This window comes from Streptomyces sp. NPDC041108 (genome assembly GCF_055592645.1).
Window position 1 is genome coordinate 531736 of record NZ_JBVIYK010000004.1, and the last position, 15287, is coordinate 547022.

Sequence of the window (15287 nt, forward strand, 5' to 3'; positions counted from 1 at the left end):
TCGGGCAGCCGCCCTCCTCACGCGCGTGCCGTGGACGCCGGTGGGGCTACTTCTTCTTGCCGCGCTTCTCGCGCACCCGGACCGAGATGTGGATCGGTGTGCCCTCGAAGCCGAACTCCTCACGCAGGCGGCGCTCGATGAAGCGCCGGTAGCCCGCCTCGATGAAGCCGGAGGCGAAGAGGACGAAACGCGGGGGCTTGGTGCCGGCCTGGGTGCCGAACAGGATGCGGGGCTGCTTGCCGCCGCGGATCGGGTGCGGGTGGGCGGCGACCAGCTCGCCGAGGAAGGCGTTCAGGCGGCCCGTCGGGACCCGGGTCTCCCAGCCGGCGAGCGCCGTCTCGATCGCGGGGACCAGCTTCTCCATGTGCCGGCCGGTGCGCGCCGAGACATTGACCCGGGGCGCCCAGGCGATCTGGCCGAACTCGGTCTCGATCTCCCGCTCCAGGTAGTAGCGGCGCTCCTCGTCGAGGGTGTCCCACTTGTTGTACGCGACGACCAGCGCGCGGCCGGCCTCGACCGCCATCGTCACGATGCGCTGGTCCTGGACCGAGATGGACTCGGAGGCGTCGATGAGGATGACCGCCACCTCCGCCTTCTCGACGGCCGCCGCGGTGCGCAGCGAGGCGTAGTAGTCGGCGCCCTGCTGGAGGTGGACCCGCTTGCGGATGCCCGCCGTGTCGACGAACTTCCAGGTGACACCGCCGAGTTCGATCAGCTCGTCGACCGGGTCACGGGTCGTGCCCGCGATCTCGTTGACGACGACGCGCTCCTCGTTCGCCACCTTGTTCAGGAGCGAGGACTTGCCGACGTTCGGGCGGCCGATCAGCGCGATGCGGCGCGGGCCGCCGACCGCGGTGCCGAAGCTCTGCTCGGGTGCCTCCGGCAGGGCCTCCAGGACGGCGTCCAGCATGTCGCCGGTGCCGCGGCCGTGCAGCGAGGAGACCGGGTGCGGCTCGCCGATGCCGAGGGACCACAGGGCGGTCGCATCGGCCTCGCCGCTCGGGCCGTCGACCTTGTTGGCGCACAGCACCACGGGCTTGTTGGCCTTGCGCAGCAGCCGGACGACGGCCTCGTCGGTGTCGGTGACGCCGACCTTGGCGTCCACGACGAAGACGACGGCGTCGGCGGCCTCGATGGCGTACTCGGCCTGCGCGGCGACGGAGGCGTCGATGCCGAGGACGTCCTGCTCCCAGCCGCCGGTGTCGACGACCTTGAAGCGGCGGCCCGCCCACTCGGCCTCGTAGGTGACGCGGTCACGGGTGACGCCGGGCTTGTCCTCGACGACCGCCTCGCGGCGGCCGATGATGCGGTTCACGAGCGTCGACTTGCCGACGTTCGGACGGCCGACGACGGCGAGGACGGGCAGGGGACCGTGCCCCGCCTCCTCGATGGCGCCCTCGACGTCCTCGACGTCGAAGCCCTCTTCCGCGGCGAGCTCCATGAACTGCGCGTACTCGGCGTCGCCAAGCTCTCCGTGCTCGTGCTCGGAGGGAAACTGGTCGTTCATGAAGTCCGTACCTCGTAGTTCATCGTGGTGATCGGTGGAGCACCCGGCTCGTCCGCCGGATGGTCCACTACTCAGTGTCGCCCAGCGCCCGACCGGACGCCCGGCGTTTTACCGACGGCCGGTGAGCCGCCGGGCATGCTCCAGGTGCGCGCCCAGCTGCTGCTGGATGCGTACGGTCGCCTCGTCGAGCGCCTTGCGTGTACGCCGTCCGCTGCCGTCGCCCGCCTCGAACGGGTCGCCGAAGACCACGTCGACGCGGGAACGCAGCGGGGGCAGCCCCTTGATCAGCCGTCCGCGCCGCTCCGTGCTCCCCAGGACGGCCACCGGCACGATCGGCGCTCCGCTGCGCACGGCGAAGTAGGAGAGCCCGGCGCGCAGCGAGGCGAAGTCGCCCTCGCCCCGGGTGCCCTCCGGGAAGATGCCCAGCACACCGCCGCCCTCCAGGACGGCCAGGGCGCGGGTGATGGCGGTGCGGTCGGCGGTCGAGCGGTCGACCTCCACCTGGCCGACGGCGCGCATGAACGGGCCGAGCGGCCCGACGAACGCCTCCTTCTTGACCAGGAAGTGCGAGGGCCGGGGCGCCACGCCGATGACCATGGGGCCGTCGACGATGTGGGAGTGGTTGGGGGCGAGGATCACCGGGCCGGTCGTGGGGACCCGCCAGGCGCCCAGCACGCGCGGCTTCCACAGCCCGTACATCAGGCCGACGCCGATACGCCGGCCCACCTCGGCACCGAGCGGCGTAGGGGCCGCGGGCGAGGCGGCCCGGTCCGTGGCGGCCTGGCTCACTTGCCCGCCCGCTTCTCCTCGACGAGGGTGACCACGCACTCGATGACCTGCTGGAGCGTGAGGTCCGAGGTGTCCACCTCGACCGCGTCGTCCGCCTTGGCGAGCGGCGAGGTCGTACGGCTGGAGTCGGCCGCGTCCCGCTTGAGCAGGGCCTCGCGGGTGGCCTGGACATCGGCGCCCTTCAGCTCGCCGCTGCGGCGGGCGGCGCGGGCCTCGGGCGAGGCGGTGAGGAAGATCTTCAGGTCGGCGTCCGGCAGCACGGTCGTGCCGATGTCGCGGCCCTCGACGACGATGCCGTGCGCGGCGTCCGCCGCGATGGACCGCTGCAGCTCGGTGATCCGCGTCCGCACCTCCGGTACGGCGCTGACCGCGCTGACCTTGGAGGTGACCTCCTGGGTGCGGATCGGTCCGGCGACGTCCGTGCCGTCGACGGTGATGGTCGGCCCGGACGGGTCCGTGCCCGACACGATCTCCGGCTTGCCGGCCACGGCCGCGACCGCCGAGGGGTCGTCTATGTCGATGCCGTTGTTGACCATCCACCAGGTGATCGCCCGGTACTGGGCTCCCGTGTCCAGGTAGCTCAGCCCGAGCTGCGCGGCCACGGCCTTCGAGGTGCTCGACTTGCCCGTGCCGGAGGGGCCGTCGATGGCAACGATCACTGTGGCGCGTTCCACTGGGGAGCACCTTTCCTGGTCCGAGGTGGTGGGGCGGGACGGAAAGCGGCCCCGGACAAGGGTACTGGTTGCGCGTGACCCGTCCGGCCCTGCCCACCGCCCCCGGCACCCACCCCTACTGCCGGATCGCCCAGCCCCGCTCCCGCAACGCCCCCGTCAGCACCACCGCCGCCTTCGGCTCCACCATCAACTGCACCAGACCGGCCTGCTGCCCGGTGGCGTGCTCGATGCGGACGTCCTCGATGTTGATGCCGGCGGTGCCCGCGTCGGCGAAGATGCGGGCCAGCTGGCCGGGCTGGTCGTCGATCAGTACCGCCACCACTTCGTAGACCCGTGGTGCGGACCCGTGTTTGCCGGGGACGCGGACCTGGCCGGCGTTGCCGCGGCGCAGGACGTCCTCGATGCCGGTCATGCCCTCGCGGCGCTTGGCCTCGTCGCCGGCCTGGAGGGCGCGCAGGGCCTGGACGGTCTCGTCGAGGTCGGCGGAGACGTCGGTGAGGAGATCGGCGACCGGGCCGGGGTTGGCGGAGAGGATGTCCATCCACATGCGCGGGTCGGAGGCCGCGATCCGGGTCACGTCCCTGATGCCCTGCCCGCACAGCCGCACGGCCGACTCCTCGGCGTGCTCCAGCCGCGCGGCGACCAGGCTGGACACCAGATGCGGCATGTGGGAGACCAGGGCCACGGCGCGGTCGTGGGTGTCCGCGTCCATGACCACCGGGACGGCCCGGCAGTGCGAGACCAGCTCCAGGGCGAGGTTCAGGACTTCGGTGTCGGTGTCCCGGGTCGGGGTGAGCACCCAGGGGCGGCCCTCGAAGAGCTCGGCCGTGGCGGCCAGCGGGCCGGACTTCTCCCGGCCCGACATGGGGTGCGAGCCGATGTAGCAGGAGAGGTCGAGGCCCAGCTCCTCCAGCTCGCGGCGGGGTCCGCCCTTCACGGAGGCCACGTCGAGGTAGCCGCGGGCGAGACCCCGGCGCATGGCGTCGGCGAGGGTCGCGGCCACGTGCGCGGGCGGGGCGGCGACGATCGCGAGGTCCACCGGGCCCTCGGGCGCCTCGTCGGTGCCGGCGCCGAGCGCGGCCGCCGTACGGGCCTGCTCGGGGTTGTGGTCGACGAGGTGGACGGTGACACCGCGCTGGGCCAGGGCGAGGGCGGCGGAGGTGCCGATCAGCCCGGTGCCGATGACGAGTGCCGTTCTCACTGGGCGATGTCCTTGCGGAGCGTGGCCGCGGCCCCCAGGTACACGTGCGCGATCTCCGAGCGCGGCCGGTCGGACTCTATGTGCGCGAGGATCCGCACCACCCGGGGCAGGGCGCCCTCGATGTCCAGCTCCTGCGCGCAGATCAGCGGTACGTCGACGATGCCGAGCTTGCGGGCGGCGGCGGCCGGGAAGTCGCTGTGCAGGTCGGGGGTGGCCGTGAACCAGATGCTGATCAGGTCGTCCGGGGTGAGTTCGTTGCGCTCCAGGACCGCGGTGAGCAGCTCGCCCACCTGCTCGTCCATGTGCCCCGCCTCGTCCCGTTCGAGTTGGACGGCGCCCCGGACCGCTCGTACCGCCACGGCTGTGCTCCTCACTGCTGGACATCCCGGCTGGTTGTACGAACAGCCTAGTCACCCGCCCCGGGCCACCGCGCGGCGCCCGCCTGCCGAAACGCCTGGCCGAAAGACGTCCACGGGGGACGGATCACCGCCACGGATCCCGACAAGGTCACGCGAACATCGCAGTCCTCCCGTTCAGCGCGAAACACCCCCGTACGCGAAACACACGTTTTGTGGCACTCTCTCCCGAGTTGCTTCTTCTTCGGTGTTTTCGGTGCGAAGATGCTGCTGCTCCGCTCGGAGCGCTCCCCGGCCGGCTCCTGACGACCGTCGGCGGTCTCGTGTTCACCGCGCTCACGGTCGCCCGGCCGATCTCCGCCCTCTGGTTCTTCCGCACGTACGGAGTGACGACATGACGATGGGTTCCACGCGGCGCACGATGCTGGCCACCGGCGCGGCGGGCACGGCGGCGCTGCTGGTGGGGTGCGGTGAGCAGGGCGGCGACGGCGGCGGGGACACCGCGGAGAAGTCCTCGCCCGCGGGGACCGGCGCGGACGGCGGCGAGGAGCTGGCGACGACGGCCGACATCCCGGTGGGCGGGGGAAAGATCTTCGACGATCAGAAGATCGTCGTGACCCAGCCCGCGGAGGGCGACTTCAAGGCCTTCTCGGCGATCTGCACCCACCTGGGCTGCGTCGTCAGCAGCGTCTCGGACGAGACGATCAACTGCGCCTGCCACGGCAGCAGGTTCAGCATCACGGACGGGGCGGTCGCCCGGGGACCGGCCACCCGGCCGCTGCCCGCCGAGAAGATCACGGTCGCCGGAAATTCGATTCTGCGGCCCTGATCCACCCCGTACGCTCCGGCATATGCAGCCCCCGCATCCGCACGACCTGGTCCGCGACCACACCGTCTACGCCTGTGTGATGGGGTCGCGGGCCTTCGGTCTCGCGACGGACGGCAGCGACACGGACCGGCGGGGAGTCTTCCTGGCCCCCACCGAGCTGTTCTGGCGCTTCGAGAAGCCGCCGACGCACGTGGAGGGCCCGGCGCAGGAGCAGTTCGGCTGGGAGCTGGAGCGCTTCTGCAATCTGGCCCTGCGCGCCAACCCCAACATCCTGGAGTGCCTGCACTCCCCCCTGGTGGAGCACGTCGACGACACGGGCCGTGAACTGCTCGCCCTGCGTGGGGCGTTCCTGTCCCTCCGGGCCCATGAGACGTTCGCCCGCTACGCCCTCGGCCAGCGCAAGAAGCTCGACGCGGACGTCCGTACGCACGGCATCCCCCGCTGGAAGCACGCGATGCATCTGCTCCGCCTGCTGATGAGCTGCCGGGACCTGCTGCGCACGGGCGAGCTGACCGTCGACGTGGGCGAGCAGCGCGAGCCCCTGCTGGAGGTGAAACGCGGCGAGGTGCCGTGGGCCCGGGTCGAGAACTGGATGGCGCGGCTGGCCTCGGAGGCCGCCGAGGCGGCGGACCGCAGCCCCCTGCCGCCGGAACCGGACGTGGCCAGGGTCGAGGACTTCGTCGTACGGACCCGACGCGCGTCGGCCCTCCGGGCCGCACGGGACTGAGCCGCACACCGCCCCGCACCCGCGAGCCCGCCCCGGCCCGGCCCCGCCCGCGAATCACCCCGGCGTCCCGGCACCCCAGCCCTTCAGCGCCTGAGCCCCTCAGTCCTTCAGACCCTCCAGCCGGACGCGGACGACGAAGTCGTGCAGGGCGTCGTACGCGGCGGGGTTCTCGGGCAGCGCCGACAGGGCCTGCTCCTCGTCCAGCACACGGTGCAGCCGCTCCACGTCCGCCGCCACGCGCTCCTGGTCGACGTCCGCCTTGCCGTGCTCCTCGGCCGCCTTCGCCGCGACGAGGTCCGGCAGATAGGCGGGGGCCTCCTCGGTCTGCGGCACCAAGGTGGGCAGATGGGCCTGCACCTCGCCGCTGCGCATGAGGTGGATGCCGGTGAGCAGCACCCGGAACGTGTAGAGCAGCGGCTTGAGTTCGCCGGTCTTCTCGAAGAGCCGCCACTGGGTGGTGGCGAACCCCCGGTAGTGATGGGCGTGGTGACGGGTGAGGACGCCGGGGGCGAGCGCGACCAGCTCGCGGTGCGTCTCGCCGGTGTGCACGACGAGCGGGGAGAGCAGCTGCTCCAGCACGTAGCCGTTGCGGCGCAGCATGAGCCGGGCGAACTTGCGCAGGTCGTGCGTGACGAGGTCCATCTCGACGCCGTCCCGGTCCCACATCCTCGACCGGGTCTCCTCCGGCTCGCGCAGCCCGACCAGTTCGCCTGCGGGCAGCAGATGCACACCGCGCAGGTCGACGTCCGAGTCGCGCGAGGGGAAGCCGTACAGGTGGGCTCCGGAGACGGTGGCGAACAGCAGCGGGTCGGGCTGTTCGGCCACCACGGGGGCCAGGTCGATGTCGAGGGCGTCGGTCATCCCTCAAGCGTCCCAGAGGGCTCCCAGCGAGACGAGGTCGCCCTGGTACTCGATCCGGTCGGCCCACTCGGCGGGCCAGGCGTCCGGCCCGTGGTAGGCGCCCGCGAAGGCACCGGTGAGGCAGGCGATGGAGTCGGAGTCGCCCGAGGTGCAGGCGGCGCGGCGCAGCGCGGTGACGGGCTCGTCGACGAAGAGCAGGAAGCACAGCAGCCCGGTGGCGAGGGCCTCCTCGGCGATCCAGCCCTCCCCCGTGGCCGTGCAGGGGTCGGTCTCGGGCGACGGGAGCCGCAGCGCCCGCTGGACGTTGTCCAGGGCTTGAAGGCACTCGTCCCAGCCCCGGGAGATGTAGTGCTCGGGCGAGGGGTCCTGGCTGTAGGTCCACAGGTCGCCGAGCCAGCGCGCGTGGTAGTGGGCGCGGTTCTCGTAGGCGTACGACCGCAGCCGGCCGACCAGGCCCATCGGTTCGGCGCCCTGGGCGAGCAGCCTGACGGCGTGGGCGGTGAGGTCGGACGCGGCGAGGGCGGTGGGGTGGCCGTGGGTGAGCGCGGCCTGCAGCTGGGCGGCGCCCGCGCGCTGTTCGTCGCTGAGCGGGCCGATCAGACCGAGCGGGGCGACGCGCATGTTGGCGCCGCAGCCCTTGGAGTGGATCTGGCTGGCGAACTGCCAGGGGTGGCGCTCGACCGCGAGGAGGTCGCAGGCGACCAGGCAGGTGTGGCCGGGGGCGCGGTTGTTCTCCGGGGAGCGGGACCACTCCACGAACTCCTTGCGGACGGCCCGCTCCAGCGCCTCGGCGCCGAGTGATCCGCGGTCCATGGCCGCCCGCAGCCCGTGGGCCAGCGCCAGGGTCATCTGGGTGTCGTCCGTGACGATCGCGGGCTTCGGCAGCGCCATCTTCCGCCAGGGTCCGCATGTGGCGAGGATCGACGGGACGTCGTTGAACTCCGTCGGGTGGCCGAGGGCGTCTCCGAGGGCGAGGCCGAGCAGGGATCCGGTGGCCGAGCGCTTCGTACGCAGCGTCGTGGTCATCAGGGCCGTCCTTCCGTGGTGGGTCGCAGCAGGGGCGGGTGCAGGGCGGTGGCCCCTCCCGCCCGGTACAGCGCGGCGGGCTTGCCGCGACCGCCGGTCAGGCGGGCGGCACCGGGCACCTGTTCGACGAAGCCGGGCGTGGCCAGCACCTTGCGCCGGAAGTTGGGCCGGTCGATCGGAGTGCCCCACACCGTCTCGTAGACCTGCTGCAGCTCGCCGAGGGTGAACTCGGGCGGACAGAAGGAGGTGGCGAGACAGGTGTACTCCAGCTTGGCGCCGACGCGTTCGTGGGCGTCGGCGAGGATGCGGTCGTGGTCGAAGGCGAGCGGGCCGATGGCGTTGAACCGCAGCCACTGGGCCTGGGCCGCGTCGCCGCCGCCGTGCGGGGCGGGCAGGTCGGGGAAGAGCGCGGCGAACGCGACGGTGACGACCCGCATCCGCGGGTCCCTCCCCGGCTCGCTGTAGGTCCGCAACTGCTCCAGGTGGAGGCCCGGGACCTCCGAGACCCCGGTCTCCTCCGCGAGTTCGCGCCAGGCGGCCTCCTCCGCGGACTCGCCCGGCAGCACGAACCCGCCGGGCAGGGCCCAGCGGCCCGCGTACGGTTCCTGCCCGCGTTCGACGAGCAGCACCTGGAGGGTCCCGGCGCGGACGGTGAAGACGGCCAGGTCGACGGTGACGGCGAAGGGTTCGTAGGCGTACTTGTCGTAGCCCGCCGGTGAGCTCATCTCCACCACCCTCATTTATGGTCACCATGACTAATAGTCATAACGACTATAAAAGGGCGGGGCGGGTCTGCACAACCCTTTTACGGGGAAGGGAACGCCAAGACCGGCACCGGGAACGGCAAAGGGCCGGCCCCGAAGGAAAACCCGGGACCGGCACCTGCTCGTACGTGACGGGCGACCCTAGAGGTCGACCTCCTGCATCAGCATCCCGACCTCGGTGTTGGACAGCCGGCGCAGCCAGCCCGACTTCTGGTCGCCGAGGGTGATCGGCCCGAAGGCCACGCGCACCAGCTTGTCGACCGGGAACCCGGCCTCCGCCAGCATCCGGCGCACGATGTGCTTGCGCCCCTCGTGCAGGGTGACCTCGACGAGGTAGTTCTTGCCGGTCTGCTGCACGACCCGGAAGTGGTCCGCGCGCGCGTACCCGTCCTCCAGCTGGATGCCGTCCTTGAGCTGCTTGCCCAGGTCACGCGGGATCGGGCCCACGATGTGCGCGAGGTAGACCTTCTTCACGCCGTACTTGGGGTGGGTCAGCCGGTGCGCCAGCTCACCGTGGTTGGTGAGCAGGATGACACCCTCGGTCTCGGTGTCGAGCCGCCCCACGTGGAAGAGCCGGGTCTCGCGGTTGGTGACGTAGTCACCGAGGCACTGACGGCCCTCGTTGTCCTCCATCGTGGAGACGACACCGGCCGGCTTGTTCAGCGAGAAGAACTGGTACGACTGGGTCGCGACGGTCAGCCCGTCGACCTTGACCTCGTCCTTCTCCGGGTCGACCCGCTTGCCCTGCTCCAGCACGATCTCGCCGTTGACCTCGACGCGCGCCTGCTCGATCAGCTCCTCGCAGGCACGCCGGGAGCCGTAGCCCGCGCGCGCGAGGATCTTCTGCAGCCGCTCGCCCTCCTGCTCGGCGCCCGGGAAGGTCTTGGGCAGCTTGACGTCCTTCTTGCCCGCGTACCGCTCCCGGTTGCGCTCCTCCGCCCGCGCGTCGTACTCGCGGGAGGTCGCCGGGGCCGACCGGCCGCGCCCGCCGCTCGGGGACTGCCTGGGGCCGCCCTTCGCGCCTCCGCGCGCGGAGGCGCCGCGCCCCGACTTCGGTCCGTCCGGCGAGGCGCCGGGGCCCACGTCGTAGCGGCGCTCCTCGGGGCGGGGGTTCTTCGGCCGGCCGCCCTGCCTGTCGTCGCGGTCGTTCCCCGCGCCGCGGTAGTTACCGCGGCCACCGCTGCTCCCGCCGCGGCCGCCGCTGTTGCCACCACGGCTCCCGCCGTTGTTTCCGCTGCTGTTCCTGCCGCTGCTGCTTCGCATCAAAGTTCCGTCTTGTCGTCTGCGTCCTCGGAATCCGGAGCGTCCGGATCGAACGACGGTACGGCTTCCTGGGTCTCGGCCTCGATCGCCTCAGCCTCCGGGAGGAAGGGCGCGAGCTCCGGGAGCTCGTCCAGGCCGCGCAGGCCCATCCGCTCCAGGAAGTAGTTCGTCGTCCTGTACAGGATCGCACCTGTTTCGGGTTCCGCGCCCGCCTCCTCGACCAGACCCCGCTGGAGGAGGGTGCGCATGACCCCGTCGCAGTTGACTCCCCGCACGGCGGAGACCCTGCTCCGGCTCACCGGCTGCCGGTACGCGACCACCGCCAGCGTCTCCAGCGCGGCCTGGGTCAGCCGGGCCTGCTGGCCGTCGAGCACGAAGCGTTCGACGGCGGCGGCGTACTCGGGCCGGGTGTAGTACCGCCAGCCCCCGGCGATCAGCCGCAGCTCGAAACCGCGCCCCTGTACCGCGTAGTCGTCGGCCAGTTCCCTGAGCGCCTTGGCGATCTGCCGCTTGGGCCGCTCCAGGATCTTCGCCAGATGCTCCTCCGTCGCGGGCTCGTCCACGACCATGAGGACGGCCTCCAGAGCGGGCTTGAGGTCGAGGCCGGCGACGCTACGCGCGCCCTCGGGCCCCACGGTTCTCTCCTCGCTCATGCCTTCTCCTCCTTGACCGGCCGGTCCGGCCGGGGCGATTCGGGCGGCTCGGGCGGCCGGTCGAACTCGTCCGTGACCACGGGCTCCGCGTCCCCGTCCCCGCCGGTCCACCGCACGATCAGATCCCCGAGCGCGGTCTCCTGGTCGAGGGCCACGGCCTTCTCCCGGTAGAGCTCCAGCAGCGCGAGGAAGCGGGCGACGACGGTGAGGGTGTCGTCGGTGTCCTCGACGAGCACCCGGAACGACGCCTCCCCGAGCACCCGCAGCCGCGCGACGACGATGCCGGCCTGCTCCTGCACGCTCACCAGCGGCGCGTGGATGTGGTCGACGTACACCTGCGGCTTGGGCCTGGGCTGCATCGCCTTCACGGCCAGCCTGGCGAATCCTTCCGCCCCGATGCTGATGACCACCTCGGGCAACAGCTCCGCGTGCTGCGGCTCCAGCCCGACGGTCCGCGGATACCGCCGCGCCTCCTCGTCCAGCCGGCGGTTGAAGATCTCCGCGATCTGCTTGTACGCCCGGTACTGCAGCAGTCGGGCGAACAGCAGGTCCCGGGCTTCGAGGAGTGCGAGGTCGGCCTCGTCCTCCACCTCGGCGGCGGGCAGCAGCCTGGCCGCCTTCAGATCCAGCAGGGTGGCCGCGACCACCAGGAACTCGGTCGTCTCGTCGAGGTCCCAGTCCGGTCCCATCGCCCTGAGGTGCGTCATGAACTCGTCGGTGACCTTGGAGAGCGCGACCTCGGTGACGTCCAGCTTGTGCTTGGAGATCAGCTGGAGGAGGAGATCGAAGGGGCCCTCGAAGTTGGCGAGCCGCACCGTGAAGACACCGTCGTCGGAGTCTTGGGAGCCGTCGGGGTCTTCGGAGCCGTCGGGGTCACCGGCCGTCCGCTCGGCCGCATCGGGCACGGCACCGCTGCCGGCTTCGGCTTCGGCTTCGGCTTCGGCTTCGGCTTCGGCTTCGGCTTCGGCTTCGGCTTCGGCTTCGGCTTCGGCTTCGGCTTCGGCTTCGGCTTCGGCGGGGACGGTAGCGGTGGCGGGCGGCGCCTCGTCGCTGTCGGCCGGTTCCGCCGGTTCGGCCGGCGCGGCCGGCGCGGCCGGGGGCGCGGCTCCAGGCCCCTTCCCCAGCGCACGCCGACGGCCGGCAGAACCACCGGAAGCCGGGCCAGAGGAGTCGAACGAGGTCATAGCCCCCGCAGGCTACCCCTACCGCCCGCGCAGTCGTCGGACGAGGATGCTCGCGTCCCCACGGGACTCCAGGTCCGCCAGCACCACGGCGACGGCCTCCCGCACGATCCGCCCGCGGTCCACGGCCAGCCCGTGCTCCCCGCGCAGCACCAGCCGCGCGTGCTCGAGATCCATCAGCTCCTCGGCGGAGACGTACACCGTGATCTTCTCGTCGTGCCGCTCCCGCCCACTGGGCCGGCGCCCGGAGGCCCGCCCCTTCTTACGGGGCGCGGCGGCGGCAGAACCTTCCTGCGGCTTCGGCAGACGCCCGGCGGCCCCGGCCCGCTCGGCCCCGACGGCGGCGGAACGACTGCGCGGCTGTTCACCGTCGGACTCGGCGTCCGCGGCCACATGCTCGGACCCCTCGCCGTCGCCGCCGCGCACGGGCACCGACGGCGGCGCGTCCTCCGCGCCGGCGGCCCCGTCGCTGTCCCCGGCGGGAGCGGGCACACGGACTTCCCCGTTGGCCCCCCGCCGGGGAGTGGACGGCTGCAGCGCCATTCCCCCTGTCGTACGGAAGAGTTCGTCGGCCCCCGGCAGACTCACTCGGCGTGACACCGGGCGAGCACCTCCCTGGCGAGCTGACGGTAGGCGGCGGCGCCGACGGAGTTGGAGGCGTACGTGGTGATCGGTTCACCGGCGACCGTGGTCTCCGGGAAGCGGACCGTGCGCCCGATGACCGTGTGGTAGACGTGCTCGTCGAACGCCTCGACGACACGCGCGAGAACCTCACGGCTGTGCACGGTGCGCGAGTCGTACATGGTGGCGAGGATGCCGTCGAGCTCCAGGTCGGGGTTGAGCCGCTCCTGGACCTTCTCGATGGTCTCCGTCAGCAGCGCCACACCGCGCAGTGCGAAGAACTCGCACTCCAGGGGCACTATCACCTTGTGGGCGGCCGTCAGGGCGTTCACCGTGAGCAGGCCGAGCGAGGGCTGACAGTCGATCACGATGTAGTCGTAGTCGGCCAGCAGCGGCTTGAGCGCACGCTGCAGCGTGGACTCGCGCGCGACCTCGGAGACCAGCTGGACCTCGGCGGCCGACAGGTCGATGTTGCTCGGCAGCAGGTCCATGTTGGGGACCGCGGTCTTCAGCAGGACCTCGTCGGCCGACATGCCCCGCTCCATGAGCAGGTTGTAGACCGTGAGGTCGAGCTCCATCGGGTTCACGCCGAGGCCGACCGAGAGGGCGCCCTGCGGGTCGAAGTCGACGAGAAGGACCCGGCGCCCGTACTCCGCGAGCGCGGCCCCCAGATTGATGGTCGACGTCGTCTTGCCGACGCCGCCCTTCTGGTTGCACATCGCGATGATCTTCGCGGGACCGTGGTCGGTCAGCGGGCCCGGGATCGGGAAGTACGGCAGCGGGCGCCCGGTCGGGCCGATGCGCTCGCGGCGCTGACGGGCCGCGTCGGGCGCGAGCGTGGCCGCGTACTCCGGATCGGGCTCGTACTCGGCGTCGGGGTCGTAGAAGTGCCCGTCGGGCAGCTCGTCGTAGTCGGCGAAGTGGTTGTGGACCCCGCCACTTCCGTCGCCGGCCATGGCGTTCACGTGTTGGCCATCCATGCTCTGGAGTGCTGTCGGAGTTGCCTGCGGACTCTGGTGGGCCGCGAAGGTGCGGACAGCGACCGAGCCGACAGCCGCGAACCCCGTGGGACCCGAGACCGGCGCAGGCATTCCTGGTTGACCACCCCCGGGAGTAAATGTCGACTCATTCACAAGTCGTCTTACCTCCTTGGTGACCAGGAAACTTCTAGATAGGTCAGCGTGGCACCATGCCGACAGCTGGCGACTCTATGGCGTGTCGGCGGTCCGCAGCAACACAATCCGCCGGACCCGGCCCGATGTGTCGGCAATGAAACATGCGGCTGTCAAGGGCGTAGGGCCGTCGCACGGCAGGTTTCACCGGTGCACGAAACATACGAACGGTTACGTTCGAGGCGAGTTGCGCGAGTGTCGCAAAGTGACCATACACACATCCGGCCGGACCTTGTCGGGCAAGATCCGGCCGGTAAAGCGCTGTTGACGACCTGTGTTGACGTATCGCCTTTTACCGAAAGGTGACTTGAAGCAGCCGGTCGACGGCCCGCCGCCAGGCCGTCCGGCGCCTCCGCGGGGAGGCCGCCGCGACGGCTTCGCGGGCCGGACGGGCCGGAGGGGTCAGACGAGCAGCGACGCCAGCTCGACGTGCTCCAGGCCGTGCGCCTCGGCGACCTCGCGGTAGACGACCCTGCCGTCATGGGTGTTGAGGCCCCTGGCCAGGGCGGGGTCGCGGCGCGCCGCCTCGGCCCAGCCGTGGTCGGCGAGCTCCACGATGTAGGGCAGCGTGGCGTTGGTCAGCGCGTAGGTGGAGGTGTTGGGCACCGCGCCGGGCATGTTGGCGACGCAGTAGAAGACCGATCCGTGGACGGGGAAGGTCGGTTCGGCGTGGGTGGTGGGCCGGGAGTCCTCGAAGCAGCCGCCCTGGTCGATCGCGATGTCGACAAGGACACTTCCGGGCTTCATCCGCGAGACCAGCTCGTTGGTGACCAGCTTCGGGGCCTTGGCGCCCGGGATGAGGACGGCGCCGATGACGAGGTCGGCCTCCAGGCACGCCTTCTCCAGCTCGAAGGCGTTGGAGACGACCGTCTGGATCCTGGTGCCGAAGATCTTGTCGGCTTCCTTGAGCTTGTTGATGTCCTTGTCGAGCAGGGTCACGTGGAAGCCCATGCCGATGGCGATCTGCGCGGCGTTCCAGCCGGACACGCCGCCGCCGATGACGACGGCCCGGCCGGCCAGCACTCCCGGCACGCCCCCGGGCAGCACACCGCGGCCGCCGTTGGCGCGCATCAGGTGGTAGGCGCCGACCTGAGGGGCGAGCCGGCCCGCGACCTCGGACATGGGCGCGAGCAGCGGCAGCGCGCGGCTCGGCAGCTCGACGGTCTCGTACGCGATCGCGGTCGTGCCCGACTCGACGAGGGCGTCGGTGCACTCCTTGGAGGCCGCCAGGTGCAGGTAGGTGAAGAGCGTCTGGTCCTTGCGGAGGCGGTGGTACTCCTCGGCGATGGGCTCCTTGACCTTGAGCAGCAGGTCGGCGGTGGCCCACACCTCGTCGGCCGTGGCCAGGATCTCGGCGCCCGCGGCGACGTACTCGGCGTCCGGGATCGACGAGCCGACTCCGGCGCCCTGCTCGACGACGACCTGATGTCCGTGGCGCACCAGCTCGTGCACACCGGCGGGGGTGATGGCCACCCGGAACTCGTTGTTCTTGACCTCGCGGGGGATGCCGACCTTCACGTCGATCACGGTCCTTGGCTCGGAGGGGTGTGGGGGCTCGCCCTTACAGCGGCACATGCCCACGCAGTGCAGGACATACCCGTACGCATCGGAGCGCACCGGGAGACACCGCAGGAGAACCGGCGGCACAGCCAGTCTAATGAAG

16 protein-coding genes and 1 pseudogene are annotated in these 15287 nt (G+C 71.4%); 3 read left to right on the forward strand and 14 right to left on the reverse strand.

The genetic code is table 11. From position 1 onward, the window contains the following. Window positions 1-46 precede the first annotated feature (46 nt). The 5 genes from der to aroH form a co-directional block, all read right to left on the reverse strand. Entirely contained in the window at window positions 47-1507 is a 1461-nt protein-coding gene (der, locus tag ACZ6BB_RS15550; protein WP_383896146.1) for a ribosome biogenesis GTPase Der, read from the reverse strand. Between the two features lie 108 nt (window positions 1508-1615). After that, window positions 1616-2296: a lysophospholipid acyltransferase family protein gene (locus ACZ6BB_RS15555; protein ID WP_471615701.1), complete on the reverse strand. Its 681-nt coding sequence runs from the start codon at window positions 2294-2296 to the stop codon at window positions 1616-1618. Beyond that, complete coding sequence (gene cmk, locus ACZ6BB_RS15560; RefSeq protein WP_471615702.1) at window positions 2293-2970, reverse strand: (d)CMP kinase; 678 nt, start codon at window positions 2968-2970, stop codon at window positions 2293-2295. The genes ACZ6BB_RS15555 and cmk overlap by 4 nt, the downstream gene beginning before the upstream one ends. A 115-nt stretch (window positions 2971-3085) precedes the next feature. Next, entirely contained in the window at window positions 3086-4171 is a 1086-nt protein-coding gene (locus ACZ6BB_RS15565) for a prephenate dehydrogenase (RefSeq protein WP_471615703.1), read from the reverse strand. Then, on the reverse strand, window positions 4168-4530 hold the full coding sequence (gene aroH, locus ACZ6BB_RS15570; RefSeq protein ID WP_471615704.1) for a chorismate mutase: 363 nt from the start codon (window positions 4528-4530) through the stop codon (window positions 4168-4170). The genes ACZ6BB_RS15565 and aroH overlap by 4 nt, the downstream gene beginning before the upstream one ends. 198 nt (window positions 4531-4728) lie before the next feature. On the opposite strand from aroH, the pseudogene ACZ6BB_RS15575 reads away from it, so the two are divergent. The 3 genes and pseudogenes from ACZ6BB_RS15575 to ACZ6BB_RS15585 all read left to right on the forward strand — a co-directional run. Further along, window positions 4729-4925: pseudogene (locus ACZ6BB_RS15575) on the forward strand (DUF6529 family protein); the annotation flags it as partial. Then, window positions 4922-5356 (forward strand): Rieske (2Fe-2S) protein, encoded by a 435-nt coding sequence (locus ACZ6BB_RS15580; RefSeq protein WP_471615705.1) that lies wholly within the window; start codon window positions 4922-4924, stop codon window positions 5354-5356. The pseudogene ACZ6BB_RS15575 and the gene ACZ6BB_RS15580, both read left to right, overlap by 4 nt. A 22-nt stretch (window positions 5357-5378) precedes the next feature. Further along, window positions 5379-6083, forward strand: coding sequence for a nucleotidyltransferase domain-containing protein (locus ACZ6BB_RS15585; protein ID WP_471615706.1), 705 nt, complete (start codon window positions 5379-5381; stop codon window positions 6081-6083). Window positions 6084-6182: 99 nt separating this feature from the next. Here ACZ6BB_RS15585 and ACZ6BB_RS15590 read toward each other — a convergent pair whose 3' ends face one another. The 9 genes from ACZ6BB_RS15590 to ald all read right to left on the reverse strand — a co-directional run bounded on the left by ACZ6BB_RS15590 (window position 6183) and on the right by ald (window position 15151). Further along, window positions 6183-6944, reverse strand: coding sequence for a nucleotidyltransferase domain-containing protein (locus ACZ6BB_RS15590; RefSeq protein ID WP_471615707.1), 762 nt, complete (start codon window positions 6942-6944; stop codon window positions 6183-6185). A gap of 3 nt (window positions 6945-6947) precedes the next feature. Next, window positions 6948-7970, reverse strand: a complete 1023-nt coding sequence (locus tag ACZ6BB_RS15595) for an ADP-ribosylglycohydrolase family protein (protein ID WP_471615708.1) — start codon at window positions 7968-7970, stop codon at window positions 6948-6950. Next, window positions 7970-8695 carry an NUDIX hydrolase gene (locus ACZ6BB_RS15600; RefSeq protein ID WP_471615709.1) on the reverse strand — a complete coding sequence of 242 codons (726 nt, stop codon included), beginning with the start codon at window positions 8693-8695 and terminating at the stop codon, window positions 7970-7972. Before ACZ6BB_RS15600 ends, ACZ6BB_RS15595 begins: the two co-directional genes overlap by 1 nt. 180 nt (window positions 8696-8875) lie before the next feature. After that, entirely contained in the window at window positions 8876-9997 is a 1122-nt protein-coding gene (locus ACZ6BB_RS15605; RefSeq protein WP_471615710.1) for a pseudouridine synthase, read from the reverse strand. After that, entirely contained in the window at window positions 9997-10650 is a 654-nt protein-coding gene (gene scpB, locus ACZ6BB_RS15610) for an SMC-Scp complex subunit ScpB (protein WP_471615711.1), read from the reverse strand. Before scpB ends, ACZ6BB_RS15605 begins: the two co-directional genes overlap by 1 nt. Further along, a complete protein-coding gene (locus ACZ6BB_RS15615; RefSeq protein WP_471615712.1) occupies window positions 10647-11834 on the reverse strand; it encodes a segregation and condensation protein A in 1188 nt (395 codons plus the stop codon). Before ACZ6BB_RS15615 ends, scpB begins: the two co-directional genes overlap by 4 nt. Before the next feature lie 18 nt (window positions 11835-11852). Then, window positions 11853-12431: a hypothetical protein gene (locus tag ACZ6BB_RS15620; protein ID WP_390809037.1), complete on the reverse strand. Its 579-nt coding sequence runs from the start codon at window positions 12429-12431 to the stop codon at window positions 11853-11855. Further along, window positions 12416-13543 (reverse strand): ParA family protein, encoded by a 1128-nt coding sequence (locus tag ACZ6BB_RS15625; protein WP_078907264.1) that lies wholly within the window; start codon window positions 13541-13543, stop codon window positions 12416-12418. The genes ACZ6BB_RS15620 and ACZ6BB_RS15625 overlap by 16 nt, the downstream gene beginning before the upstream one ends. Window positions 13544-14026: 483 nt before the next feature. Next, window positions 14027-15151, reverse strand: a complete 1125-nt coding sequence (ald, locus tag ACZ6BB_RS15630; RefSeq protein WP_471615713.1) for an alanine dehydrogenase — start codon at window positions 15149-15151, stop codon at window positions 14027-14029. Window positions 15152-15287: the final 136 nt, after the last annotated feature.